Origin of the sequence: Acinetobacter gerneri DSM 14967 = CIP 107464 = MTCC 9824 (genome assembly GCF_000368565.1) — a bacterium.
Taxonomy (GTDB): domain Bacteria; phylum Pseudomonadota; class Gammaproteobacteria; order Pseudomonadales; family Moraxellaceae; genus Acinetobacter; species Acinetobacter gerneri.
This window is the reverse complement of sequence record NZ_KB849542.1, coordinates 162063-188457: the sequence shown is the minus strand read 5'-3', so window position 1 is coordinate 188457 and position 26395 is coordinate 162063. Positions and strand designations below refer to the sequence as shown.

Annotated in this window: 19 protein-coding genes; 13 read left to right on the top strand and 6 right to left on the bottom strand. The window is 38.5% G+C overall.

Annotated elements, in window-relative coordinates; translation table 11 throughout:
• Positions 1-71 precede the first annotated feature (71 nt).
• From F960_RS06430 to F960_RS06385, 10 genes are all read left to right on the top strand, one after another.
• A complete protein-coding gene (locus tag F960_RS06430) occupies positions 72-881 on the top strand; it encodes a HesA/MoeB/ThiF family protein (RefSeq protein ID WP_004861035.1) in 810 nt (269 codons plus the stop codon).
• A 44-nt stretch (positions 882-925) separates the two neighbouring features.
• On the top strand, positions 926-2218 hold the full coding sequence (locus F960_RS06425; protein WP_004861032.1) for an ABC1 kinase family protein: 1293 nt from the start codon (positions 926-928) through the stop codon (positions 2216-2218).
• Positions 2219-2465: 247 nt separating this feature from the next.
• Entirely contained in the window at positions 2466-2846 is a 381-nt protein-coding gene (folB, locus tag F960_RS06420) for a dihydroneopterin aldolase (RefSeq protein ID WP_004861029.1), read from the top strand.
• Entirely contained in the window at positions 2803-3240 is a 438-nt protein-coding gene (locus F960_RS06415; protein ID WP_004861026.1) for a 2-amino-4-hydroxy-6-hydroxymethyldihydropteridine diphosphokinase, read from the top strand. The genes folB and F960_RS06415 overlap by 44 nt, the downstream gene beginning before the upstream one ends.
• A gap of 534 nt (positions 3241-3774) precedes the next feature.
• Positions 3775-5502: a potassium-transporting ATPase subunit KdpA gene (kdpA, locus tag F960_RS06410; RefSeq protein WP_004861024.1), complete on the top strand. Its 1728-nt coding sequence runs from the start codon at positions 3775-3777 to the stop codon at positions 5500-5502.
• A gap of 19 nt (positions 5503-5521) precedes the next feature.
• Positions 5522-7573, top strand: a complete 2052-nt coding sequence (kdpB, locus tag F960_RS06405) for a potassium-transporting ATPase subunit KdpB (protein ID WP_035372993.1) — start codon at positions 5522-5524, stop codon at positions 7571-7573.
• A 17-nt stretch (positions 7574-7590) separates the two neighbouring features.
• A complete protein-coding gene (gene kdpC / locus F960_RS06400) occupies positions 7591-8193 on the top strand; it encodes a potassium-transporting ATPase subunit KdpC (protein WP_035372976.1) in 603 nt (200 codons plus the stop codon).
• Between the two features lie 142 nt (positions 8194-8335).
• Positions 8336-11002 carry an ATP-binding protein gene (locus F960_RS06395; RefSeq protein ID WP_004861015.1) on the top strand — a complete coding sequence of 889 codons (2667 nt, stop codon included), beginning with the start codon at positions 8336-8338 and terminating at the stop codon, positions 11000-11002.
• An 8-nt stretch (positions 11003-11010) separates the two neighbouring features.
• Positions 11011-11724, top strand: a complete 714-nt coding sequence (locus tag F960_RS06390) for a response regulator (protein ID WP_004861011.1) — start codon at positions 11011-11013, stop codon at positions 11722-11724.
• 81 nt (positions 11725-11805) lie between these two features.
• Positions 11806-12327 carry a GNAT family N-acetyltransferase gene (locus tag F960_RS06385; RefSeq protein ID WP_004861009.1) on the top strand — a complete coding sequence of 174 codons (522 nt, stop codon included), beginning with the start codon at positions 11806-11808 and terminating at the stop codon, positions 12325-12327.
• Between the two features lie 26 nt (positions 12328-12353).
• Here F960_RS06385 and F960_RS06380 read toward each other — a convergent pair whose 3' ends face one another.
• The 3 genes from F960_RS06380 to F960_RS06370 all read right to left on the bottom strand — a co-directional run bounded on the left by F960_RS06380 (position 12354) and on the right by F960_RS06370 (position 15165).
• Positions 12354-13088 (bottom strand): hypothetical protein, encoded by a 735-nt coding sequence (locus F960_RS06380; protein ID WP_004861007.1) that lies wholly within the window; start codon positions 13086-13088, stop codon positions 12354-12356.
• A 119-nt stretch (positions 13089-13207) separates the two neighbouring features.
• Positions 13208-13843: a 2-polyprenyl-3-methyl-6-methoxy-1,4-benzoquinone monooxygenase gene (gene coq7 / locus F960_RS06375; RefSeq protein ID WP_004861006.1), complete on the bottom strand. Its 636-nt coding sequence runs from the start codon at positions 13841-13843 to the stop codon at positions 13208-13210.
• A gap of 2 nt (positions 13844-13845) precedes the next feature.
• Positions 13846-15165, bottom strand: a complete 1320-nt coding sequence (locus F960_RS06370) for an MFS transporter (RefSeq protein ID WP_004861004.1) — start codon at positions 15163-15165, stop codon at positions 13846-13848.
• Positions 15166-15345: 180 nt separating this feature from the next.
• Between F960_RS06370 and F960_RS06365 the strand changes: the two genes are divergently transcribed.
• Positions 15346-18063 carry an autotransporter assembly complex protein TamA gene (locus tag F960_RS06365; protein ID WP_004861002.1) on the top strand — a complete coding sequence of 906 codons (2718 nt, stop codon included), beginning with the start codon at positions 15346-15348 and terminating at the stop codon, positions 18061-18063.
• A gap of 49 nt (positions 18064-18112) precedes the next feature.
• On the top strand, positions 18113-22621 hold the full coding sequence (locus F960_RS06360; protein WP_004861000.1) for a translocation/assembly module TamB domain-containing protein: 4509 nt from the start codon (positions 18113-18115) through the stop codon (positions 22619-22621).
• A gap of 330 nt (positions 22622-22951) precedes the next feature.
• Here F960_RS06360 and F960_RS06355 read toward each other — a convergent pair whose 3' ends face one another.
• From F960_RS06355 to F960_RS06345, 3 genes are all read right to left on the bottom strand, one after another.
• Complete coding sequence (locus F960_RS06355) at positions 22952-23593, bottom strand: hypothetical protein (protein WP_004860998.1); 642 nt, start codon at positions 23591-23593, stop codon at positions 22952-22954.
• 116 nt (positions 23594-23709) lie between these two features.
• A complete protein-coding gene (locus F960_RS06350; RefSeq protein ID WP_004860996.1) occupies positions 23710-24672 on the bottom strand; it encodes an IS30 family transposase in 963 nt (320 codons plus the stop codon).
• A gap of 69 nt (positions 24673-24741) precedes the next feature.
• The gene (locus tag F960_RS06345; RefSeq protein WP_004860994.1) at positions 24742-25521 is read right to left on the bottom strand and encodes a PAAR domain-containing protein; all 780 of its coding nucleotides are present in this window, start codon (positions 25519-25521) and stop codon (positions 24742-24744) included.
• Between the two features lie 232 nt (positions 25522-25753).
• Here F960_RS06345 and F960_RS06340 point away from each other — a divergent pair, with 232 nt between their 5' ends.
• Positions 25754-26395: a hypothetical protein gene (locus F960_RS06340; protein WP_004860992.1), complete on the top strand. Its 642-nt coding sequence runs from the start codon at positions 25754-25756 to the stop codon at positions 26393-26395.

Genomic DNA, 26395 nt, shown 5'->3' with positions numbered 1-26395 from the left:
AAGTTTTAATTTGGGAAAATAAAAAATTTTATTCATATTACATTGCTGTGATTTTATTTATACTGACGACAATGCTGGTTTTGATATATAGGTATAATGTGACTGATTTTAATCAAGATTTTGAATTAAGCGACGAAGAGATGCATTTGTATAGTCGTCAAATTCTACTTGATGGTTGGGATATACAGGCTCAAGAAAAATTGAAACTAGCCAATGTTTTAATTGTTGGGGCGGGTGGTATCGGTTGTATGACCGCGGAGTTGTTGGCACGAGCGGGTGTAGGCAAAATTAGTCTGATTGATCCAGATATTATCGAAATCAGTAATTTACAACGCCAAGTGGCTTTTATGCCACAAGATGTTGGCTTCTATAAAGCTGAAATTTTGGCGAAAAGATTGATGGAGATCAATCCTCATATCGAAGTACAAAGCTTCACGCAAAAAATTGATGAAAGTAATGCGGATGAATTGATCGCTATGCAGGATTTGGTCCTTGATGGCTGTGACAATTTTACGACGCGTTATTTGGTGAATGCTGGGTGTAAACAACACAATGTTGCTTTGATCAGTGCATCGGCGATCGGTTTTCAAGGTCAACTGTTTATGGTCGAAGGCGAGAGTGCTTGTTATGAGTGTCTTTTTCCTAAAGAACATCATCAAAATGAAAATTTGCGCTGCGCAGATTCGGGCGTTTTAGCGACTACTCCCAATGTTATGGCAAGTTTACAAGCACACCATGCATTACTTTATCTGGGATTGGGGATCACTGCTTTGAAAGAAAAGTTGTTGCTTTGGGATGGATTGAATATGCAACAGAAGCTTTTATCTTTTGTGCATGATGAAGAATGTCCAATTTGTCAGGCAAGATTATCCTCTGACTAAGTTAATTTTGATACACTGGAACAAATTCACGTTTTATAGACATTATGAAAAAAAGTATCTTGTTAGACGGAATGCGCTCTGTCGCTCGTATGGGCGAAACAGCAGTGGTCGCAGCCAAAGCAGGCATTAAGTATGCGACTGAGAAGCCAAGTAATGCCAAATTGATGCGCGAAACCTTTGAGTCTTTAGGTTCAACTTATATTAAGTTAGGTCAATTTATCGCGAGTACACCTTCACTATTTCCTCGTGAATTTGTTGAAGAATTCCAAGGCTGTTTAGATCAAACCCCATCATTGCCTTTTAGCTATGTGCAAGGTGTTTTGGATGCTGAGTTTGCAGGCCGTGATTTGAGTGAAATTTTTGCCTCAATTGATGAAAAGCCTTTGGCTTCAGCTTCGATCGCGCAAGTTCATGCAGCAAAATTGGTCACAGGCGAAGATGTCGTAATCAAGGTGCAAAAGCCTGGTGTAGAAACGATTCTTTATACCGATTTAAATGTGTTGCATTTTGCAACCAAAGCACTTGAAAAAGTCGTACCCAAAGTCAAATTTGCTTCACTTGCCGATATCGTAGAAGAAATCAAAACACGTATGGTACGTGAAGTTGATTTTATTGAAGAAGCTCAAAATATAGATGATTTTAGAGAATATCTTGAAGTCACCAATAATCAAGCAGCGACTGCACCTCGTGTTTATCACCAGTTTTCAACACGCCGTGTTTTGACCATGCAACGATTATTTGGCGTGCCTTTGACTGATTTTGAAATCGTGAAAAAATACGCTAAAGATCCGTCACAAGTGCTCATTACAGCGATGAATACATGGTTTGGTAGCTTGATGATGTGCAAAAGTTTCCATGCAGACTTACATGCAGGCAATCTCATGTTGCTTGAAGATGGGCGTATCGGTTTTATTGATTTTGGAATAGTCGGACAGTTAAAACCTGAAGTTTGGTCTGCATGTATTACATTTATGGATGCATTGCAAAGAACGGATTATCAGGCGATGGCTGAAAATATGTTGAAAATGGGTGCAACCAGTCAGCATGTGGATACTGATGTTTTAGCACAGGATATTGAACGTTTATTTAGTGGTGTTTTAACGGTTGATCCGCAAGAATTATTGACCTCTAAGCCTTCTGATCTGAATGATATCATGATGGATATGGTAACTGTTGGTGAACGTCACGGTATTCGTTTCCCGCGTGATTTTGCATTATTGTTCAAGCAAATGTTGTACTTTGATCGCTTCATGCGAGTACTTGCGCCGTATACAGATATTTATGCAGATTCACGTTTACAAATGCAGATGACGCCAGAGTTTTTGCTCAAGCATTGATGATTTGCCTGATTTGTAGGATCAGACTCTAAATCTAAAAGACCTCCATTTTGTCGGATTTATTCTAGGTGAAATGGAGGTTTTTTTATGTGAGGTCAAAGATAAAATAAAAAACGATGCTAAATTTATAAAATTTGATGCTGTTTATAAGGTAAAAGCCGATTTATGGCATAATATACAGCGAGATAAATTGGTCCAGATCTCATGATTTGGGTGTTGTCATTGTACTTGGTAAAATTGGAATTTTATGGATTCGATCATCATCGAAGGTTTAAAAGTTGAAACTGTTGTTGGTTGTTTTGCTTGGGAACGCCAGATCAAACAACCTTTGCTTTTAGATTTGCTCATTCACACGGATTTGGAACAAGCGGCGAGTTCTGATGAGCTTGAAGATACATTGAATTATGCAGAAATTTGCGAATTGTCGAGTAAAGTCATACAAGAAGCTGCACCAAAATTAATCGAACATGCAGCAAAATTGGTTTTAACCACGCTTTTTACTACCTTTTCTGCGATAGATTCGATTAAAATTACCATTCGTAAACCCGCTATCATTGCAGAAGCAAATTCTGTAGGAATAAGTCTTGAACGCCACAGATCAGATTTTCGCCTTAGCACTGGCGAGTAATTTCAATCCCAAACAACATTTTCAATCTGCTTTCGCCCAATTAAAAGCTTTGGGTGTTGTGCATTTTTCTCCAATTTACTTGATTCCTTGTCGTGATGGGATTGGGGCAGATTATTGGAATGCAGCGTGTTTACTTAAATGTAAATTATCACGTGATGAATTGATTATTTTATTGAAAAAAATGGAAGCAGATTCGGGGCGTATCAGACCTTCACATCAAATTGCCTTAGATGTAGATTTGATTGCTTGGGGCAAAGATTTATCTGAGATGCAATTCAATCCTAAGAAACTACCGCTTGCGCTTGATGTGAAAATCCCAATGTTTGATTTGTGGAAAGATGAAATGTTCCAACATCCACCGCATCAATATCCAGTCGTTCGCTGTGATGGCTAACAGTCATTTATATGATTTGTTTTTAGTTTATGTGATTTTTATAGAAGTTCGATTATTGAGGTTTTATAGAAGATTTAGCTTCAAATAAAAATACCCACTGAAAATTATCCCTTCAACATTTTAAAGCCATTTCACTATTTTAATTTTTAAATCGCTTTGTAGGTATATTTCACTTTTATTCGTATCGAAGTGATGTAAAGGACATGACTTAGTATTTTGCCTGATATGTGTCTATTTCAGCTTTTAAAATCTTTATCAATATTAAAAAATTAAAGTCGGTATGGACGTCGATAACATTCTAAAACCCCATAATTTTACGCAAAATTTACGCCTATCCCATTTCTCGAAATAGAGAGTTTACGCGACTTTTACAGATACTAAACACTGGAATATCCCGATGTTTAGGACAACAGCGATGTGTGCAAAAAGCATAATCCATCTACATACAGCACCACAAAATATAGCCTTAGAACGGCATAAGTCTGAGAAAAATATTTATTTTAAACAGGACATTTCCAAGTCAGGAGAAATGCCATGTTAGAACTTTGCTTATTGCTGGTACTGGTTACGATTTTGGCTTATCCACTTGGAAAATATCTCGCTCTGATTATGCAAAATCGTGACATGAAAATTGATCCACTTTTCAATTGGATTGAAAAACCTATCTATGCTGTTTTGGGAACCAATCCTCAGCAGGGGATGAATGTTAAAAGCTATATCCAAAGCTTTGTGCTGAGTTGCATGATTCTGGGATTATTGGTTTGGATTCTCTTTATGAATCAAGCCTTTTTACCGCTCAATCCAAATCATGCACCGAATATGTCATGGGATTTGGCTTTGCATAGCATGATTTCATTTTTAACCAATACCAATCAGCAGCATTATGCGGGACAAGCTCAACTGTCTTATCTATCACAAATGATGGGGATTGTGGGTTTGCAGATCATCACACCGATGATGGGGCTTGCGATGGTTGTCGCGACAGTGCGTGCATTATTTTTCAATCAATCGAATCAGCTTTCTCATGATGAACATGCTCGTGATTTATCTACGCGGATGCGAAAAATCAATGTCGGAAATTATTGGGCGGATCTGATTCGTCCTACTTTTCGTTTTTTGATTCCGCTTTGTATGGTCTGGTCATTGTTCTTGACTCAACAAGGTGTGCCTTCGACATTTCAAGGTGGTCCTGAAGTTCAAGTCATCGATCAACAAAATAGTGAGTTGAAGTCACAGAAAATTCCGCTTGGACCTGTTGCTCCGATGGTTGCCATTAAACAATTGGGGAGTAACGGTGGTGGTTGGTATGGTCCAAATAGTGCAACGCCTTTGGAAAATCCCAGCCCTTTATCCAACTTTATGGAAATGTTTGCGATCTTATTAATTCCCATTTCTGTGATTTTTATGTTGGGTTTTTTCACGAAACGCGGAAAATTTGCTGCCTTTGTCTTTGCCTCGATGCTGCTTATGTCAGTGATCTCAGCGACGAGTGCGATCTGGTCTGAAAGTATTTCACAGACTGCATCACAACTTTCTGTAATGGAAGGTAAGGAAATGCGTTTGGGGGAAAGTTCATCTGCGCTCTGGACAGCGATCACAACGCAAGTGAACAATGGCTCTGTCGATATGATGCATGATTCAGCTGCACCATTAACAGGTTTGATTGCGATATCCAATATGCTCATCAATGCGATTTGGGGCGGTATAGGTTGTGGTCTGCAACAATTTATCATTTATCTATTTTTAGCTGTTTTCATCGCAGGTTTGATGACAGGACGTACACCAGAAATCTTTGGTCGGAAGATTGAAGCAGGTGAGATCAAATTGCTTGCGGTGGTTATTTTGATTCAGCCGATCACTATTCTTGCTTTGACATCAATTGCTTTGTTCTTTCCAAGTTTAACTGGCAATTCAAATCCAGCATTTCACGGTATTTCTCAGATTCTTTATGAATATGTTTCTGCCTTTGCCAATAACGGTTCTGGTTTTGAAGGCTTAGCGGACAATACGGTGTGGTGGAATGTTTCATGCAGTATTGCACTTTTACTTGGAAGATTTCCGACGCTGATTATTCCTTTGATGATTGCAACTCGTTTGGCAGCTAAACGGCAAGCACCTGAAAGTAGCGGTAGTTTAAAAGTTGAAACGCCAACATTTGCGCTCACCATGATTGCGATCGTCGTCATGCTGACCTTATTGCAATTTATGCCTGTCCTGGTTTTGGGACCGATTGCTGATCATTTGTTATTGGTTCAAGGTTAGGGAGATAAATCTCATGAGTATGACTAAACAAAGCAATTCAAACCAAATCAACTCAACTCAAAACAGTTCAGCATCTTCAAATTCGACTTTGTTTCAAGCCGAAGCATGGAAAAATGCCTTTATCAAACTCTTGCCACAGCATGCGTTTAAAAACCCTGTGATGGCAATTGTTTGGCTAGGTACGATTGTGAGTCTGTGTAGCACAGTTTTAGCCAAATCTAATCTGATATTTGGTGCTGCAGTCAGCTTGATTTTATTTATTACGGTGCTATTTGCTAATTATGCAGAAGCCGTTGCAGAAGCCAAAGGACGGGGTCAAGCATCGTCTTTACGTCAAGCACGACAAAATTTGACTGCACGCCGTATATCGTCAGTTGATGCTGAGGATGGTTTAGAAATCGCAGCAACAGAATTGAAAATGAATGACCTCATTGACGTTCGGGCAGGTGAGTTAATTCCTGCTGATGGAGAAATTATTCGAGGTTTTGCGACCATCAATGAAGCCGCAGTGACAGGAGAATCTGCACCTGTATTGCGTGAAGCGGGTACGGATAAATCTGGTGTGATCGGGGGCACAAAAGTATTGACTGACCGCATCATCGTGCAAGTCACCGCAGAAGCAGGCAATAGTTTTTTAGACCGAATGATTGCCTTGGTTGAAGGTTCAAATAGACAAAAAACACCGAATGAAATTGCGCTTGGGATTTTATTAACGGTGATGACAGTAACCTTTATAACAGTTGTTCTGAGCCTGCCATTTATTGGACATTTCCTCCATGTTTCAATCAATCCGATTATTTTAGTGGCTTTATTGGTTTGTCTCATTCCAACGACAATTGGTGGTTTGCTTCCTGCAATTGGTATCGCAGGCATGAACCGAGCTTTAAAAGCCAATGTTATCGCAAAATCAGGTAAAGCTGTAGAAGTTGCAGGTGATGTCGATGTGCTGCTTTTGGATAAAACTGGAACGATTACTTATGGGGATCGTCAGGCGACCGCCTTTTATCCGTTAACGGGCGTGACTGAATCACAATTACGTCAGGCAGCGGTCTTGACCTCATTGGCAGATCCAACGCCAGAAGGTAAATCAGTTGTTGCACTTGCCAAAGAGCAAGGTGAAAAAGTCCAAGAACCAGAACACGCTGAATTTATCCCTTTCAATGCAGCAACACGGATTTCAGGGATCAATTTGGCAAATGGAGATCAAATTCGTAAAGGTGCATTTGATGCTATTTTAAAATTTTCAGCGCAAGATCAGCTTGCTCATCCAGAATTGAAAACACGTGTTGAACAAGTCGCTTCAAAAGGCGCGACGCCATTGGTTGTGGCAAAAAATCATGAGCTTTTAGGTGTGATCGAACTTTCAGATGTGATCAAGTCTGGGATCAAGGAAAGGTTTGCACGCTTACGTGAAATGGGCATTAAAACGGTGATGGTTACGGGAGATAATCCTTTAACTGCAGCAGCGATTGCCGCAGAAGCAGGAGTGGATGATTATATTGCAGAGGCAAAACCCGAAGATAAATTGAGTTGTATCCGTACTGAACAAAATAAAGGGCATTTGGTTGCGATGGTGGGTGATGGGACCAATGATGCACCTGCATTGGCGCAGGCTGATATTGGTTTGGCAATGAACTCTGGGACACAAGCTGCCAAAGAAGCGGGGAATATGGTGGATCTCGATTCGGATCCGACTAAGTTACTTGCAGTGGTTGAAATCGGTAAGCAACAGCTCATCACCCGTGGTGCGCTCACAACGTTCTCTCTGGCCAATGATGTATCCAAGTATTTTGCGATCTTGCCAGCATTATTTGTCACGGCGATTCCACAAATGAATGTCTTAAATGTCATGCATTTAGCGAGTTCCGAAAGTGCGATTTTATCTGCCCTGATTTTTAACGCGATCATTATCCCGTTATTGATCCCAATTGCATTACGTGGTGTGAAATTTAGGGCATCGACATCGACTCAACTTTTACGTCGCAATATGCTGATTTATGGTGTGGGTGGAGTGGTTTTACCTTTTATTGCGATCAAACTGATTGATTTGATGATCAGTCCATTTTTGTAAGCTTAAGGATGAAAATGATGAATATTGAGCAAAATATTTTAGAAGAATCTTCACCTACACAACGATTACGTGCAGCACTGGGTTTGAGTGTAATTACATTGACATTATGCGGTTTTGTATATAGTGCTGTTACGACGGGTATAGGACAAATTCTCTTTCCTGAACAAGCCAATGGCAGCATGATTGAGCAAAATGGAAAAATTGTAGGTTCTCGTTTAGTGGCGCAACCTTTTGTGCAAGATCGATATTTTAGTTCGCGTCCTTCTGCTGCAAAATATGATCCAATGACCATGGCAGGCAGTAATTTGGCGAGAAGCAACCCTGAGCTGCTTGCGCAAATTCAACAACGTGTTAGCCATATTGCAGAGCGAGAGCATGTTGCTGTAGAGCAAATTCCGAGTGATATGGTGACCAGTTCGGGTAGTGGTATAGATCCACATATCAGTGTGCAAGCTGCAACGATTCAAGTGAAAAGGGTCGCAAAAGCTCGACATTTATCGGAACAAGAAGTGCGAGAATTGATCAATCAATATACTCAAAAACCGACTTTGGGGTTGTTGGGACAAGCTCGGGTAAATGTGCTTGAACTAAATCTAGCACTGGATCAGATTCAAAGTTAAGATCAAACAAAGCAAAATCTGAATCATGCAATGGATGTTTTGCGTAGAGTGGAACATCCATAAGAGGAAATGGTTAGATCTAAACAACATTTAAATCTGATTTGATCAGCCCAATCGTCAATAAAAATCAAGACCAAAGCACATGAGTGAAAATAGAGACAATAAAGCAGATGTTTTGCTACAACACACCAAGCGTTACCAATCAGGTCGCTTGACGATATTTTTAGGGGCAGCTCCCGGAGTTGGAAAAACCTATGCCATGTTGGTCCGTGCGCATGACTTATTTCAACAAGGTGTCGATATCGTGATCGCTTATGTTGAAACACATGGTCGGGCGGAAACTGATCATTTGGTTGATGGATTGCCGATTATTGCGAGAAAAATGGTGAGCTATCAAGGGCATCAGTTACAAGAAATGGATCTTGATGCGGTACTTGAAAAAAAGCCACATATCGTATTGGTAGATGAATTTGCTCACACCAATATGCCGGGCAGTCGTCATGAAAAGCGCTGGCAAGATATCAATGAACTGCTCGATGCAGGGATTGATGTTTTTACCACTATGAATATTCAACATCTAGAAAGTTTAAATGATGTGGTACTGCAGATCACAGGTGTGCGTGTTTTAGAAACTGTTCCAGATCGGGTATTTGAACGTATTCGTGATATTCGTTTGATTGATTTGCCAGTAAATGAACTGATCGAGCGACTCAATCAAGGCAAAGTCTACGTTCCAGAACAAGCCTCACATGCGCTAAAAGGTTTTTTTACACCATCCAATCTGACGGCTTTGCGTGAATTGGCAATGCAAACTGTGGCAAGTCATGTCGATAGTGATGTTCGTGAAAACTTTGCTATACAAGGCATTGCCCCCATTCCACTGAAAAATCATATTTTGGTTTTGATCGAAGCAAAGGGGAAAGCAGAAGCATTAGTGAGGGCAGGATGTCGTTTGGCTGAAAATCGTTTGGCTACTTGGACTGTTGTTGCATTTTTTAAGGATAATGCGACGAGTGATGCGCTGAAGCTAGATGAGCATAGTCGAGAAATTGAGACTGCGCTAAATTTGGCAAGACAATTGGGGGGAATGACTGAGATTTTATACGGCGAAAAACACGCCAAAGTATTGTCTGAATATGCGATTGAGCGGGGGATTTCGACCATCGTTTTGGCACAGCAAAATGAGAGCATCTTGCAAAAATATTTTCAGCCAAGTTTGATAGATCACTTATTGAAAAATCATCCAAAATTTGAATTGAGTATCGTGCCAATTCAAGAGAATCATCAAGTAAAATCTAAACATTTAAATAAACGTTATTTGCTGAGTTTAAGCGAAACACTTTTTGTTTTATTGATCACGATATGCAGTATAGCGATCGCAAGTTTAAGTGAAAAATATTTGGGAATAAGTGAGATTTCCATTATTTTCATCACGGCTGTGGTTTTTATCGCATCAAAAACACGCATGATGGCAGCAACCACGGCTGCTATTTTATTGTTTTTATCCTATGATTTTTTCTTTATATTGCCCAAGTTTACTTTTGATATATCTGCACCGAAAGGCTTTATCACAATTGTGGCTTTTCTTGCGGCAGCGTTGATTGCCAGTCGTTTAGCTTCGCGTTTAAAAGAGCAGGTCAATGCCTTAAAAGCTGCCAATCGTTATAACAGTATTATGCAAGATCTAAGTCAAAAGCTTTCTGTTGCTGCAAATCTTGAACAAGTTTTAGATATTGCACTCAATCAATTATCACAAAATTTGAAGGCAAAAATTTGGTTCAATTTAGCGGAAAATGCGCCTTATCTTGAACAGATCAATCATCATACACTTTCCCAAAAAGAAAAAATCTCTGCTGATTGGACATTTAAAAATAGTCAGCCTTCTGGAAAATTCACACAAACACTCACGGAAAATGAATGGTGGTTTTTACCTCTTTTGGCATCGAAACAGTGTCTAGGTGTCGTCGGAATTAAATTTGAATACAGCATTTCACAGATGACTTTAGAACAAAAGCGTCTGGCGGAAGCGATGATTGAAAATATTGCTCAAGCCATTTCACGGACACAGCTTACTCAAGATCTGGAACTTGCCAAAGTAAGCTCTGAAACAGAAAAGTTACGCTCAGCATTGTTATCATCCGTTTCTCATGATTTGCGCTCACCACTGGCTTCGATGATTGGCGCCGCTGATACTTTGAGTAATTATCGGCATAATATGAATCAACAAGATCAGGATGATTTATTACAAGCCATTCATTTAGAAGGTGAGCGACTTGATCGTTATATCCAAAATTTGTTAGATATGACACGTTTAGGACATGAAGGTCTGACCCTACGCCGTGATTGGATTGGTGTGGATGAGCTGGTAGGTTCAGCGGTTCGGCGTCTGAAAAGGTATTTGCCAAAAATTAAAGTCAATGTAAAATTTTCGGAGGCGAACTTAAGCCTCTTTGTCCATGCCGCGCTGATTGAGCAAGCGATCTTTAATGTGCTGGAAAATGCAGCCAAATTTTCGCCAGAAGATGAAGCAGTTGAATTGGACGTTGAAAAGCTAAATGATCAACAGATCCAAATTTCGATCACCGATCAAGGGCAAGGCATACCCGAAGATGAGCGCAATCGGATTTTTGATATGTTCTATACCATGCAAAGAGGTGATCGTGGACAATACGGTACAGGTTTAGGTTTGACGATCGTGAAAGCAATTATTGGTGCGCATATGGGGCAAATTTCTGCATCTTCAGGACGCCAGCAAAAAGGAACATGTATTCGGATCGTCCTTCCGATTCAACAGATGATCTCAGCTTAGGAAACAATATGTCTGAAATGAATAAATCGGCATCAAGTATGGTCAATGTATTGATCATCGATGATGAACCGCAAATCAGAAAATTTTTAGACATCGCGCTACGTGCACAAGGCTATAAAGTGTTAATGGCTGAAAATGGTCAAAAAGGCTTAGAAATTTTAGCCTTACAAGGGGCAGATTTGGTGATTTTAGATTTAGGTCTACCAGATTTGGATGGTTGCGAAGTGCTTAAAGAGCTTCGGAGTTGGAGCCAAGTTCCTGTAATGATTTTGTCAGTACGTTCTGATGAAATAGAAAAAGTAAAATTACTGGATGCAGGTGCTAATGACTATGTGACAAAGCCCTTTAGTATTCAGGAATTTATGGCGAGAATAAGAGTCATTTTTCGCAATGCACCGCAGCAAGTAGAGCATTCTATTTTTGATGATGGCGTTTTAAAAATAGATTTTGCGCAACGTCAGGTCTTTTTAAACCAAACTCTGATCTCACTTACACGTAAAGAATATCAGCTCCTCAATTTATTGGCACAACATCAGGGACAATTGATTACTCAACCGCAATTATTAAAAGAATTGTGGGGACCATCCCATCAAGAAGATACGCATTATTTACGTATATTGGTGGCAAAGTTACGTGCAAAATTATGTGATGATGCGGTATTACCAAAGTATATCATCACTGAGCCGGGTGTTGGTTTACGATTTATTGGTAAATCGCTATAGAGCAAAATCTCCTTGAGACAGGACCGATAAACGCTCATACATGTTGAAAAGAAAATAGCCTAAGCAATCTAAGTACCTTAAATGAAGACAAATAAATCGATTCGTCCAACTAAAATATCTGATATTGCTGATTTGATTGAGATCGAACGCTCGGCAGCACAAGCTTTTTTAGCAACAGACTATGCATGGATCGCAACAAGTCCTGTTTTGTCGTCTGAAGAACATCAAGCTTTGATTGAAAATGATTATGCATTTGTTATTGCCAATTCCGAAGATCGAGCTATTGCATTTATTTATGCTCAGAAAATGGCAAATGATTTATATATTATCGAGCTTGATGTTGTTTCAAATATGCAAAAACAGGGCTTAGGACGATTGTTGTTAAATCACATGATAGATATTGCAAAAAAACAAGCTTTCGATGCCGTGACATTGACGACTTTTGTCGATGTTGCTTGGAATCATGATTTCTATCAAAAGCTTGGATTTGAGAAGCTTGATCGTATCTCTTTGCTAGATTATTTGGAAAAAATACTCAAGCAAGAACAGGCATCGGGTTTTCCGCGTGAAAAACGCTGTGCCATGTTGCTCAATATCTCGTGATTTAGCAACAGGCAAAGCCTTAGGTTTTACTTGACGATACCCGTGTATTTATACATATTTTGAGTAAAACTGTAGCGTAGATATTTATTTTGAGGAACATCATTTTTATCAATCAACATAATATCAACTGCTTTGGGTCCAATTCTCATATATTCAGGCATATTTTGATAATCTTTGATTTTAGAACAATTAAAATCTACCGTGATGCGATCAAGTTTTTGAGTATTAGTTTGAAAAATATAAGATTTGATCAATTGTTGTGAGCCAACCTGAACTGCTCGTACTTCATGCATGCCTGTGCAGTTATCACCTTTATAGTAGCTTTTTACCAGATATACGGGCTGATTTTTAATGTTATTTTGGCTAATACTTTGAATATAGCCTGAGTCAAATGAGTCGAGTTTCATTTTATTATTGACTTTGTACTGGACGTAATTTGTCCACTCGCCCATAGTGCCACCACCACTGACATCAAAATTATAAAATTTCAATTTTTTATCAGGTGAATATTTGATATCGATAAAATGAGCTTTTTTCAATTTTGGAAAATCATAATTGAAACTCGCAGGATCTTTGGCTAATTGATTGTGAATATCAAGTTCAATTTGCTGATTATTTTCATAAAAATCTTTATTTTGATATTGCTTGAGGATGTCAGTTTCAAATTTTTTGAGTGAGTTGAGATCAGCATAAGAAAGCGAAGATAAGCCAAGCAGAAGGCCAGTGATCAATATTTTGCTATATTTAGCTGAGTTCTGCATTTTATATCCTGTCGTTGTTGTTTATTTTTACGGGAAAGAGAGTCAAGTAGAGCACTTTTGAGCCTGTATTTTCAGACTCAAAAGTGTAGGTTCGATTTTGATGTTATTTAAAATAAACTCTAAATATAATAACTTGTCTTTGTCATCAATTTCGAAATTGCGGTCATGGTAATACGCACAGGTAGTGGCAGATTGACACCACCTGCATTGAGTGCCGTATCACGATGATGCAGTTCATCCTCGTCCATTTGCATCAAGATTTTACGTGAGCGTTCATCTTGAGCAGGTAGTTGTGAAATATGGTGCTGTAAATGCAAACTCACTTGGCGTTCAGTTTCTGCGACAAAACCTAAGCTATATTTGTCACCTGCAATTCCTGCGAGCGCACCCATGCCAAAGGATAATCCATACCAAACTGGATTGAGTAAACTAGGGATGCTATTGAGTTCTTTTAAACGGTCTTCGCACCATGCTAGATGGTCTTGTTCTTCGATGGCAGCAAATTCCATTTCACGACGGACATTAGGCAGTTTTGCTGTCAATGCTTGACCATGATAGAGCGCTTGCGCACAAACTTCGCCACTATGATTGACACGCATTAACCCTGCGACATGGCGTGCTTCACTCACACCAAGCTGTGATTCAACGACATTTCCAGGATTTGCACGTTGTGCTGAAGTTGCCCCCGGTACCAAGCTACGTAAAGCCTGATCAAAAGAATTGATGAGTTTGTCTATGCCAGTATATTGACGCATAGTTAATCCTCCAGAGAGATTTGAGTCGTGGCAACTTTCGGTTTAAGACGAATTAACAACCACGTAGTAAAAATTGCACTTAATACAGCAGTGATACAAAACAGGATCTTCATATCTATATGTAATAGACTTAAAATTATAATAGAGAAGACCGCTGAAGCCACCATAAATATAGCATTAATAATATTATTTGCAGCAACTACTCGTGCACGATGTGAGCGAGGAGCATAAGCTTGCATCATCGCATATAACGGCACGATATAAAAACCACCACTGATTCCAAGCAAAGTTACGGCGATCATCACATGATAATAGACAGCACCTGAGCTAAACATGGCAGGTATACCGATTAAAGGTCCTGTCATTTGTGGTAAAAAATACATGCTGATCGCGAGATAAAGTGCAAATACAGTCAGACCCACTGCGCCGATCGGAACCATTTTGATGTTGACTTCGCTTCCACCGATTTTACGGCAAAGCAATGAACCGATACCAATACCCACTGAGAAAAATGTCAATAATAAACTCACGACATTTTCATTGGCATGAAGGTATTGTTGAGTGAGCTGTGGGATTTGGGTCAAATAGGTCGCGCCATAAAACCAATACCATGAATTGCCAAGCAAAACTAAAAATACTAAAGGTAAGCTTTTGGCATATTTTAAAGTTTGAAAACTGGTTCTAAAAAAATTCCAGTCTATTTCTAGATCATTACTGGAGACTTCTTGTTTTAAAATAAAGCGACTGCAAATAAACCCGATGACAGCGATAGAGAGAATGGTGAGGCTGATCCAAACCATATTTCCTTGTGAGGCTGAAATCACTGTACCGCCCAAGATCATCCCAATTAAAATTGCAATCGACGTCCCTGATTGGAACAGCGCATTTCCAGACATCAGTTCATTTGGTTTTAAAATGTCAGGCAAAATAGCGTATTTGATCGGACCGAAGAATGTACTGTGTGTGCCCATTAAAAATAAAGCAATGAGTAATATCCATAAATTGCCGAACATAAAACCAACAGAGGCGATCAGCATGATGATTATTTCTAATATTTTTATCGCTCGTACTAAAAATGAGCGTTCATACTTATCTGCGATTTGTCCTGCGGTCGCTGAGAAGATGAAATAAGGTAGAATAAATAACAATGCCGCGAGATTATTCAGTGTACTCACAGAAGCTGATTGTTGTTGTATCCATCCGTAAGTAATGACTAACAATAACGATTGTTTGTAGACGTTATCATTAAGCGCACCAAAAAATTGGGTTAAGAACATGGGTAAAAAACGTCTTGTGCCCAAAATATGTTCAGTTTTTTGCATAAGTCTTTGCTTCTTTAAGTATTGCTTAGAATCGTGACGAATCTGTAACAGTAAAGTGAATCATAATTATGTTAGTTTTGCATTGATTTGAATGAAAAATCTAATAGATTAGACATAGTTTTGGGATATGATTAAGGTGTTATCCCATTTGAATATCAAAAATCCGATCAAGAGCTTGAGATGCCACTAGAAGTCAAATTCAAAAAATCTAAACTCGCTGAATACATGCATATTATTTTTAGCACAAATGATGTAAATAAATTATTGTGCGCAAGTGTTTTTTTAGGAATTTTTGTAAGTTCAACGGCTCAGGCTCAAGATGAGCCGCCGATCACGAGCAATAGCAGTGTAACATTGAATTCTAAGTCGATCTCTCAGGCTGATGCAGCTTTGGGCTCAGATACTCAGCTTGCTCAAGAAAAAATAAATCAGGCACAAAAAGCACAAGTTGTAAAAGACTTAGAAAATCAGGTTGATAGTCAACAAATGTTGAATCAACAAATCAACGCACCAGCCGATCCCGCATTTAACCCCATTCAGTTTGATGATCTTGAAGATTTGCCAATCATGCCAGTTGATCAGTCTATGGCGGATGAAATTTTTAAAGTTGCGGAAGAAGCGAAGGCAGAAGCGGCAAATTATAATGCAGGTGTAAGCAAAGCGCCTGAGCCAGTGATCAATGAAGCGACTTCTCAAGAAGTTACCCAATTGACTCAAGCTCCAGTCAATGTTGATCAATTGATGCAAAGCATTCAGGCTGATAAACAAATTGTGGTTGAGCAAAATGATGCAGGTCGGACATTACATGATTTAAGTGCGGCAGAAAATAAAGCTGATGAAGAAAAGCAGGGCTTTTTTAAACGTTTGTTGAAACGTTTTCATCCAAAACAGCAAGATCAATCTGTTCCAAAAATCACTGCATCCGTTTCGGGTGCTCCTGATATTTTGGCTCAAAATATTAAAGCCAAGCTTTCATCATTTACTGTTGAATCTTTTTCAGATTACAACTCAGCGATTCCCCAATTACGTTCTTTGACAACTCAAGCAGCCCAAGCAGTCGGTTATTATCAAGCACAATTTAAATTTTCAAAAGTGAGTGATAATCAGGTCAAAGTAGAAGTGACGCCAAATGACCCTGTTAAAGTCAAATCGCAAAATATCGAGTTTACAGGTGCAGGGCAAAATATTCCTCAATTACAAGTGTTAAAAGTCTTGCCTGATTTAAATGAGGGCGACATTTTCAATTCAGGGCTTTATGAAACCACCAAAACCCGTATAAATGATGCGGCAAGCAATAACGGATTTTTTGATGCGTATTGGCGTTTACATGACGTCCGAATAGCTCAACCTGATAATACCGCTGACATTAATTTAAAATACGAAACAGGCGGTCGTTATAAAATAGGTGACGTCGAGTTTCGTATGAGCGATCCTAATAAGCCATTTCCAATTGATTTAGAGGTATTGAAAAAATTGGCACCATTTAAAGATGGTGATGATTATGCCTTTTGGAAAGTCAATACTTTGGCAAATAACTTGACTAACTCGCGTTATTTTAACTATACCTTGGTTGATGCGATTAAACCTGATCCAATTGAAAAACCGCTAGAATTACCACCAGACTTACAGAAATTGATCGATGAACAAGGTGTTTCTGAGTCAGATCTAAATATTGCTAAACAAAAACCAAAATCGGAAACTTCAGCCAAAGAAGTGACCCAAAATGTGGTCAATGAAGACCAATTTGCAGGGGTTCGTGATCAGCAGGAAAATGAAAATCTTGCCAAGATGCGTTCAGAGCAAAAACAGCAACAAACTGAGGAAGACCAACTCAAAGACAAAGCACGAGAAGAGCAAAAAATTCCTGTCATTGTCACCTTAAATGCAGATCGTTTAAATAATATCGAGGCGGGTATTGGTTATGGAACCGATACAGGTGTTCGTTTACGTACCCAGTATCGCCGTTCGATCGTCAATCATCTTGGGCATTCATTTGATGCCAACATGGAGTTGTCGCAAATCCGTCAATCGATTGAGGGACATTACAATATTCCATATAAACATCCAATCAATGATTATTTTGCATTGGTGGGTGGTTATGAACGTGAAGAACGTGATGGTGTCGGACCAGGCATGAGTTTGACAACGGAAGCCGCTGTTGCTGGTATTGATAGAATTATCAAAAATCCGCGTGGACAATGGCAGCAGACTTATGGTGTGCGTTATCGTTTAGATCGTCTAAGTCAAAATGGTATTGTAAATGAAGATGATATTCCTGATAACTTTAAAGTTCCAGGTGCACAAGCCCAACAAGAATCTTTACTTTTAGGTGCTGAGCTTTCTAAAACAGATAGTAATAACCGTCTGAATCCGACTCGTGGTTTTAAACAAAGTTATAAATTGCAATTGGGTAGTGATTCATTACTTTCGGATGCCAACATGGCGATCGTCAATGCAGATTGGAGCTTTATCTATTCGCTTGGGCAGAATGACAATCACCAATTTGTTGGACGTACAAATCTAGGTTATATCTTTACCGACAAATTTGAAAAAGTGCCATATAACTTGCGGTTCTTTGCGGGTGGCGATCAAAGCATACGTGGTTTTGACTATAAGAGCTTATCTCCAATGGAGTTTGGCTATAAAGTCGGTGGACAAGGTTTGGCGATTGGTTCTTTAGAATACAATTATCAATTTAAAGATGGTTGGCGTGGCGCGATCTTTACCGATTTTGGTAATGCCTATGACCAAGATTTTAAAAATGATACCGAATATAGTCTTGGTCTAGGTTTAAGATGGAAATCACCAATTGGACCAATTCGTATCGATGTGGCTTCAGGAATTTCTGATCCAAATCATCCGATTCGTTTACATTTTTTCATTGGTCCTCAGTTATAACATTTAAATACGCTGATCCTATTCAAAATTATTGTGAAATGAGAAGAAAATGGCTGAACAAGAGCAACCAGACTTAACACCAGAATCATTGGAAAAAACAAGCCGATGGTTGAGGAATACACTACTCGCGATCGGGATAGTGTTGTTAATCATTGTCTGTGCTTTTGTGGTCATGATCACAACTGACAAAGGAAGTAAGTTCCTACTGGATCGAGTTGCTGCCAGCCAAAAAATTATTCACTATGAATATGAAAAGGGCAATCTTTTACAAGGGATTGTTCTAAAAAATGTTTTAGTTACTTTGACTGCAGTGGATGTAAAAATAGATCGTGCGGATGTATCTCTCGGTTGGCGTGCGATATTGGACAAAGAAATTCATCTGAGCCATGCCGATGTCAATAATTTACGTATTATCAATAAATCGCCACCAAGTGATGAAGAATTTAAATTTTCACCAATTAAATTACCATTTGTATTACGTATAGATAAAGCTGATGTCGATCAGATGGTGATCCAAAATGGTACAACCAATGTCGATTTTAAAAACCTACATTTAGAAGATGCACTTTGGTCAGGTACTGAGCTGACTTTTAAAAATACGGCGCTTGATATGGGCTATTTATCTGTAAAAGATGCAACAGGACGCATGGATTTTCAGGGTAAATATCCAATAACAGCCAAAGCGATTTTAAAAATTCCTGCTTTAAAATCATTAAATATTGAAGATATATACGTACATGCACGTGGCACACTGGATACCCTAAAAGCAGGTGTTGCGACCAATACTCCTGATTTGTTAACGGGTTGGGCTGTGGTGCATCCGATGCGTAAGCATGTACCAATGAATGGTCAATTAAACTTTAAAGACTATCATTGGCCGTTGATGCTCGATCAAAAATTACTTTCGAAAAATGGTGTAGCCAAATTTATTGGTAATGTTGAAAAGCTAGATCTAGATATCAATACGGATTTGAGCGGTAAAAATATCCCAGAAGGTCAGTATACAGCCTTGATGAATACAGACTTGGTTCACCAGTTAAATATCAATGATTTTAATGGTCAATTGATGGGTGGCTCGGTGAGTTTATCTGGTTTGGTTAACTGGAAAGATCACGTGCATTGGGATGTCACTGGACGATTGAATCGACTCAACCCTAAAGACAAGTTGATCCCATTAGCGGTACAAGACTTTTTACCTCCGAGTTTAGATGCAAATATCAACTCAAAAGGTGATCTCAAACAAGGTTTACATTTACTGGCAAATCTTGCATTTGATAAATATGAAAATTGGGCGGTAAAACTCGACCAAGCTGAGCAAAAAGGCAAAACGCCTGAGCCGATGTTGCTTGATGTAAATTGGAAAAACTTTGACCGTGCCGTTCCTTATGTAGGCTGGTTAAGCAGTGAATCTGGGCATGTAAATGTTGCTTTAGAGGAAAATAAGCAAGACATTATCGTATCGACACGTGTAGGCAAAAATGAGAAAAGCTCATTGCCAGCAGGTTTATATGATGCCAAGTTAAATCTGCATAACAATATTTTAAATGTTCCAGCATTTACCTATGCAGCAGATAATGGTTCTTTGGCAGGTAATGCCGTGGTTGAGCTACCTTCTGATAAACATCAATTGAAATGGACAGCAAACCTGAATGCTCAAAATTTCAATCCGCAAAGTGTAGTGGCTGAAGCACCAGTTGATTTGCTCAATGGCCAGATTAAAGCCAATGGTTATGCATTACCAAATCAGCAGATTATCCAGCTCAATGCGATTGATTTATCAGGTCGTATCGCTAACCAAAATCCGCCAGAAACTGTTCGTTTAACGGGTAAAAGTACCATCGCCGTTTTATTTAATGATGCAAAACAAGGTGGTGCGTTTAAAGGTTATGCAGTCAATTATGATGGTGCTTTAACTGCCAAAAATATGCAGCAAGGCAATGGATTATTGAAATTTAAAATTGCCGGTACACCAGAGCTGGTTAAAATCAATGAATTACAGCATGCTGGTGTGGCAGGTAAAATTTTAGCCAATGGTATGGTACATATCAAAAATGGCTTTACTTGGGATCTTAATGCATCATTGGTTCGCTTTAAACCGCAGTATTTTGTATCGAGTGTTCGTGGTGAAGTGTCTGGTAATGTGAAAACACAAGGGACGTGGTCTGATCAACTGAAAAGAGTCATGATCGATAACCTAAACCTTGCAGGCATGATCAACAATAAACCATTACGTGGTAAGGGTAACTTGGCACTGGTGCTCAATTCAAATCAAAAAGGGTTTTTACCACAACAATTTGAAGCCAATAATCTATTTTTGAGCTATGCCAATAACCAATTACAAGCGACAGGTAATGCGCAAAATTTAAAAATTAAGTTAAATGCACCTGCACTTTATGAGTTATTGCCAGGCTTACGTGGTCGAGCATATGGTTATGTCAACGTAGCCTCATCACCTCGTTTAACCGCTAGTGCCAATATTGCTGTGGACAATTTGGCGTATAACTCGATCAGTGTGAAGACCATTCGTATCCAAGGTCAGTTGCCAACGTCAGAAACAGTACCTTCATTGTTGACGGGTAAATTTGATACTTTGCGTAGCGGTAATCGAGAAATTCAGCATGGTGAAATTAACCTTGCAGGTACTCGAAAATCACATGTGCTGAAGGTTCAGGGTTGGAACTATTATACAAAATTCTATGTGCAACTTGCAGGTGGATTTAATGCGCAAAATAACTGGATGGGTCAAATCCAAAAAGGTGATTTTGACTCCGTTCGTGCACATTTGACCCAACAACAAAATGCATCGGTGATTTATAACACTGCAAAATCAGAGCTATTTGTTGGGGCGCATTGTTGGGCGAGTAATGAAAGCCAACTTTGTTTTGATCAGCCAATTCGTGCGAGCAAAGCCAAAGGTGATGTTTCATTTGTCACAAAAAATCTAGATCTAAACGATTTTGCAGCCTTTATGCCAGAAGGTTTGGCAATGACTGGAAAATTAAATGGTTTTGCAAAAGCATCTTGGGCTGAAGGCTCTAAACCAAAAATTGATGCAAAATTAATTACCCAAAATGGCGTAATCGGTCTAGCAGCTGCGGATCCGCAAGATCCTGCATCTACACTGAATTATGACCAAATAAGCGTCATCGCTAAAAGTGTTAATGATGGCTTGTTACTTCGCCTTGATTTAAAAACGCCTGATATTGGTACTGGCTATGCGAGTGTGATCGTCAATCCATATGTCGATGCCAAACCGATGCACGGTGAAATCGCATTTGACCAAGTACAGTTGAAAGTCTTCAAACCATTTATTGCTGATGTTCGTAAAATGGAAGGAACACTTTCACTTGCAGGTAAGATTGGTGGGACTTTGACCCAACCATTATTTAATGGTGATTTACGTCTGAAAAATGGCGTAATTAGCATGATTTCATTGCCTGTTAATTTGACCAATATCCAAGTTTATTCTGCGATTCGACAAGACCATGCCGACATCAACGGTGCATTTAACAGTGGTCGCGGTGTGGGTAAAATTACAGGAAATATAGACTGGAAAAATGATCCGCGGATGCATTTTGATTTGAGTGGTGAAAACCTCTTAATTCGCCAAGCTCCGTTGATTACCGCATTGGTTACACCTAAATTTAGTATGGATGTTTTGCCTGCTGATAAACGTTTGAGTGTGAAAGGTTCTGTTGAGATACCACGTGCTTTGATTTCAATGCCAGAATCATCCGCTACTGTGGTCAACGTGTCACCAGATGTACGAGTGGTTAAAGAAGGTCAGGACCAACTTGCGATTTTAAAAGCGGCTAAACCATGGGATATCAATGCTGATGTCGATGTGAAATTGGGCAATCAGGTCATTTTCCAAGGCTTTAATAGTCGAATTCCTTTGGTTGGACGTGTCTATTTAACACAGCGTGGTCTGGCAACGGCTATGCGTGCTAACGGTGCGATCGGTGTTAGTCAAAAAGTGACGATCGAAGCCTATGGTCAACGTCTGGATCTAAACCGCGCAATTGCCCGTTTCAATGGTGCTTTGGCAAATCCAACGCTGGATATTGAAACCACTAAATCTATTCAAGGTAGTACAGTTGGTGTGCGTGTGACGGGTACAGCGACTAGCCCTCAAATCAAGATTTATAATGATGCTGGTTTGTCTGAGCAAGAAGCTTTGAATGCGTTGATTACGGGACGTATCAATGATGGTTCGAGCAGTTTAAGTAATGCTGATGGTTTCCGTTCCGATGTAAACAATACGATTGCGGCAGCAGGGATCAGTTTAGGTTTAGGTGGAACACGTGCTTTTACTAACCAAATTGGTCAAACATTTGGATTAAGCGGTTTGGCATTGGACGCTCAAGGTACAGGTACAGATACTCAGGTGAGTGTGACGGGTTATATTACACCTGATCTATTTATCCGTTATGGTGTGGGTGTCTTTACCCCAGTCAATAAATTGACTTTGCGTTATCAAATGAACCAACGCTTATATCTTGAAGCTAGCCAATCTTTAGAAAAAGCAATCGACTTGTTCTATAACTGGCGCTTCTAGGTTCCAAGATTTAAAGTAAAATTTTAAAAGCCTTGTTTGATACAAGGCTTTTATTTTAGAAACAATAAGAAAGGTGCTGAAAGAGTAACGTGGCCATCAAGAGTTAAAAAATGCGATGAAAAATTTAGTTTTCATAAAGCGTTGGATGGCACTTCTAAAAATGTCCACGAATATGTTTATAGTACTGTTAAGCGTACTCTTATGATTTGGAAGTGAATCCGAAATTAGTGGCAAGATATATGCTGATGAGCACAGAGCTAATGAAGAAAAATTAGATGAAAGTTGGCCCTCTGAGTGAGTGCTTTTAGTCAGTATTGATTCTTTAAATATCTATTGAGTAGCCAATTCAAAAGAACTTTGAAATTGAAATTTCATTTTCTCATCTGTAGTTGAATTTATATAGTCTTGCATTTTTTGCTTATATTCACTATGACCTGCTTTATACATTTCTAAAAGATAAGTCCACTCACCATAGCTGTATAAAAGATCATTTTTAGAGGTTGCTTTCAACTCTTTTTGTATATTTTGAGCAGATATCTCATGACATTTTTTTATTTTATTATCATCAAATTTTAATGACTGCATTAATTCACATTTAATAAATTGTTTTTGGGGAGACGGGTTTTCTGATAATTGTTTCTCATTTAAGTCATATGCCTCTTGGTACATACCGAGTGAAAGATATATATTTTTTTGAATTTTTTCTCTTTCTTGTTTATTTTGAATTTTTTCAATTTCCAGTAGATTTTTCCTTAGTTCATTTTCAACATTAATCCTATTACTCATATCTAAATTTTTAATTAATTTTTTATGATTTTCGATAATTTTTTTATCATCTAAACTTATTTTTTCTTTCTGTTCATCATTCTGCTCAAAATTTGTGTCGTTTTGAATGGAATTATTTCTATTATTAGAACATGCAGTGCCGATTATAGAACTACAAAGAAAGAATAGAATTAATTGACTTTTCATTTAGCAAGCCTACTCCCTGATGATAATGTAAATGTATGAGTTGTAAACCTTGGATTTGGAACCGCTGTTCCACCATCATGTTTAGCTTCATATCCCAGATCTAATGTTAGGCGGATTCAAGCAGCAAGTGCAACAGTATAAAAACCAGCCATAACTTCACTTGGCGTATACCAGCCTAGTGTTTTTCTAGGACGATGGTTGAGTGAAAATTCTATCTGCTCTATTTCATCGTTTGACACGTCATCAAACGATGATGATTTTGGCAGATATTGCCGGATTAAACCATTCGTATTTTCATTTCTAGCTCGCTGAATAGACTTGTAAGGATCAGCAAAATAAGTATCTATGCCGACATCAGTAATTCTTTTGTGTTCGGCAAATTCCTTTCCATTATCAAATGTTACACTATAAGCATGGCTCATTCGTAAACGATCTAATGCACAAGTAATCGTTTTAGAGGATGCTCTCGTTGACCCTAAATGAACAATATGTACGTACAGGCTCTTTCGATCAACGAGGGTTAATAAAGCTCCTTTATGATGTTTACCAATCACCGTATCACCTTCGAAATCTCCTAAACGTTGTCGCTGATCAATGACCTGGTCTCGGCAATGAATACTTGTTTTATCAATGATTTGCCCTCTACGATCCGTGTTTTTGTAACCTCGTTTTCGATATTTCTTCTGATGCCTTAAGTGTAGATGGAGGTTACCTCCTTGTGATTTATCTTGATAAATGTGCTGGTAAATCCACTCATGTGAAGGTACATCCAGCCAACCGCGTTGTGTTAAAGCACCTGAAATTTGTTCTGGTGACCAGTCTAAGCCAATTAAGTAATCAATATAAGCGAAGGCAAATGCTGTCATGGATGATGAAGGATGGTACCGTCTTTGACTTGCAAATTTCACTGCCTGTTGAGCTCTATATCCACGTTGCCCAGTATTTCTTTTTAACTCACGGTAGATGGTTGATCGTGAACGCCCTAACTCCCGAGCAAGGCTAGCGATTGAACTTTTACTTTTCAAAGTAGCATAAATTTCGTATCTTTCATCTTGAGAAAGTTGGGTGTATTTCTTCATTGTGTGCTTTCCAATTGCGAGTTGAAAAAGTCTAATGATTCTATGAATACACCTAACTTTTTCAACTAACTACAAGTGTGTTGCACTTGGGATTTGAATCTGCGTTACCTTAAGGGTGGATAAGTTTGGTTTTGGAAGTTTGATATTACATGAACCTACAGGCTCAACTCCTTTTTCAGTATTCCATATTCCATTGCCAATTTTGAGTGTTTCAGATGAAATAAATTCAAACTGTCTATTTTCCTCTCTATATATTTTTAATGTAGCAGACGGATGAATTGTAGCATCTGCACTTAGACTAGGAGGTATAAAAGAAACAGTTACAAATAAATCTAAACCTTTAACAATATACGTAACAATAAAAGTGCAAACTCCAGAAATTGCTTGTGTTACAACTCCGAAAAGACTTTTTTTATCTTCATCATAAGGGAAGATAAAATTTTTAAATGTGACATAATCTGTTTTGTTTCGTTCAATATAGTAAATTTCATACTTATCTTTATCACCAACCAAATTACTATTTGTGTTTTGTGAGGATGTAGTACTTTGTAAACCTGATATGCTTGAAGCAGCTATAGCCTCACTTCCACTTCCAACCCAAGTATAAGATTGAGCCTGTTCTAAAGTTGCGCCACAAGTAAATTTATCGCCGACTACAGCAGCTTTTTTACCATGAACACTCACAGTCGTATTATTTCTAATTAATGTTGACCACGTTTTACATTTCGGGCATGCAAATCCGTCACTTTCTCTTAACCATGGCTTACCATCAGTCTTCGTCGTACTTTGTGTGGCTTTTACAATACCGCCATGTGAAGTAGTTGAGCCATCTACGCCCATAGCTTTCATCAGTATTTATCCAAGATAATTTAATAATCCTTAAATGTAACATTAGCAAAAAATGTTAATCGCAATTGTTTTTTTATGAAATCGAAAAAAAGATGGTAAAACTTCTAACTCAAAACGTGTTTGTCTCGATGAATGGTGTGCGAGCAAATGGATACTACATTATTTGTAGACGATCGAACTATCAATGTAGAATTTTCTAAATTTTAAGTGTGAAGTGTTTTAGGTATGTACAATGAAAAAATCTCTAATTTTATTTTTTATATGCAGTTTTTTATTGAGCATGGCTTGTTCTTCAAGCAGTAAAGAGGCTTTTGAGGCTAAAGCGGAAAGCAAAGAGTCGCAAATTTCTATACAAGATCATGCAATTATAAAAAAGTATAAAGATCAGACGAATAGTTTAGATTTGAGCGATCGGGATCTTGTAGATAAAACAATGAAAGAAAGTTTGCTTGCAATCAATAAAATCAAAGATAATGATGAAAGAGAAAAAATACAAATGAATATTTACCTTTCTACAGGTATGTATGAAGAGGCTTATGCACTCAATACTAAAATTTTAAAAGATCATCCTTTTATTACCAATTTATTAACCCAGTGCGAGTTAATATATAATCTGAAACGTCCTAAACAAGAGTTTGAAAAATGTCATGAAAAGTTAGCATCCGCATTTCAAAAAGAATTGGATGAAACGTCTAAAAAAACTCCTGAATATGCTTATAGCCAATGGGGTTATTTTCTATCAATGTATAAAGCAGGGCATGAAGATTTTAAGTTTAAATTAGAAGAATTTATAAATTCTACAAAAGATGACCAAGTAAAAAAGCAACTTGAAAGTTCTTATCAGCTTGCTACAGCTCAGAATAATCGTGAGTAG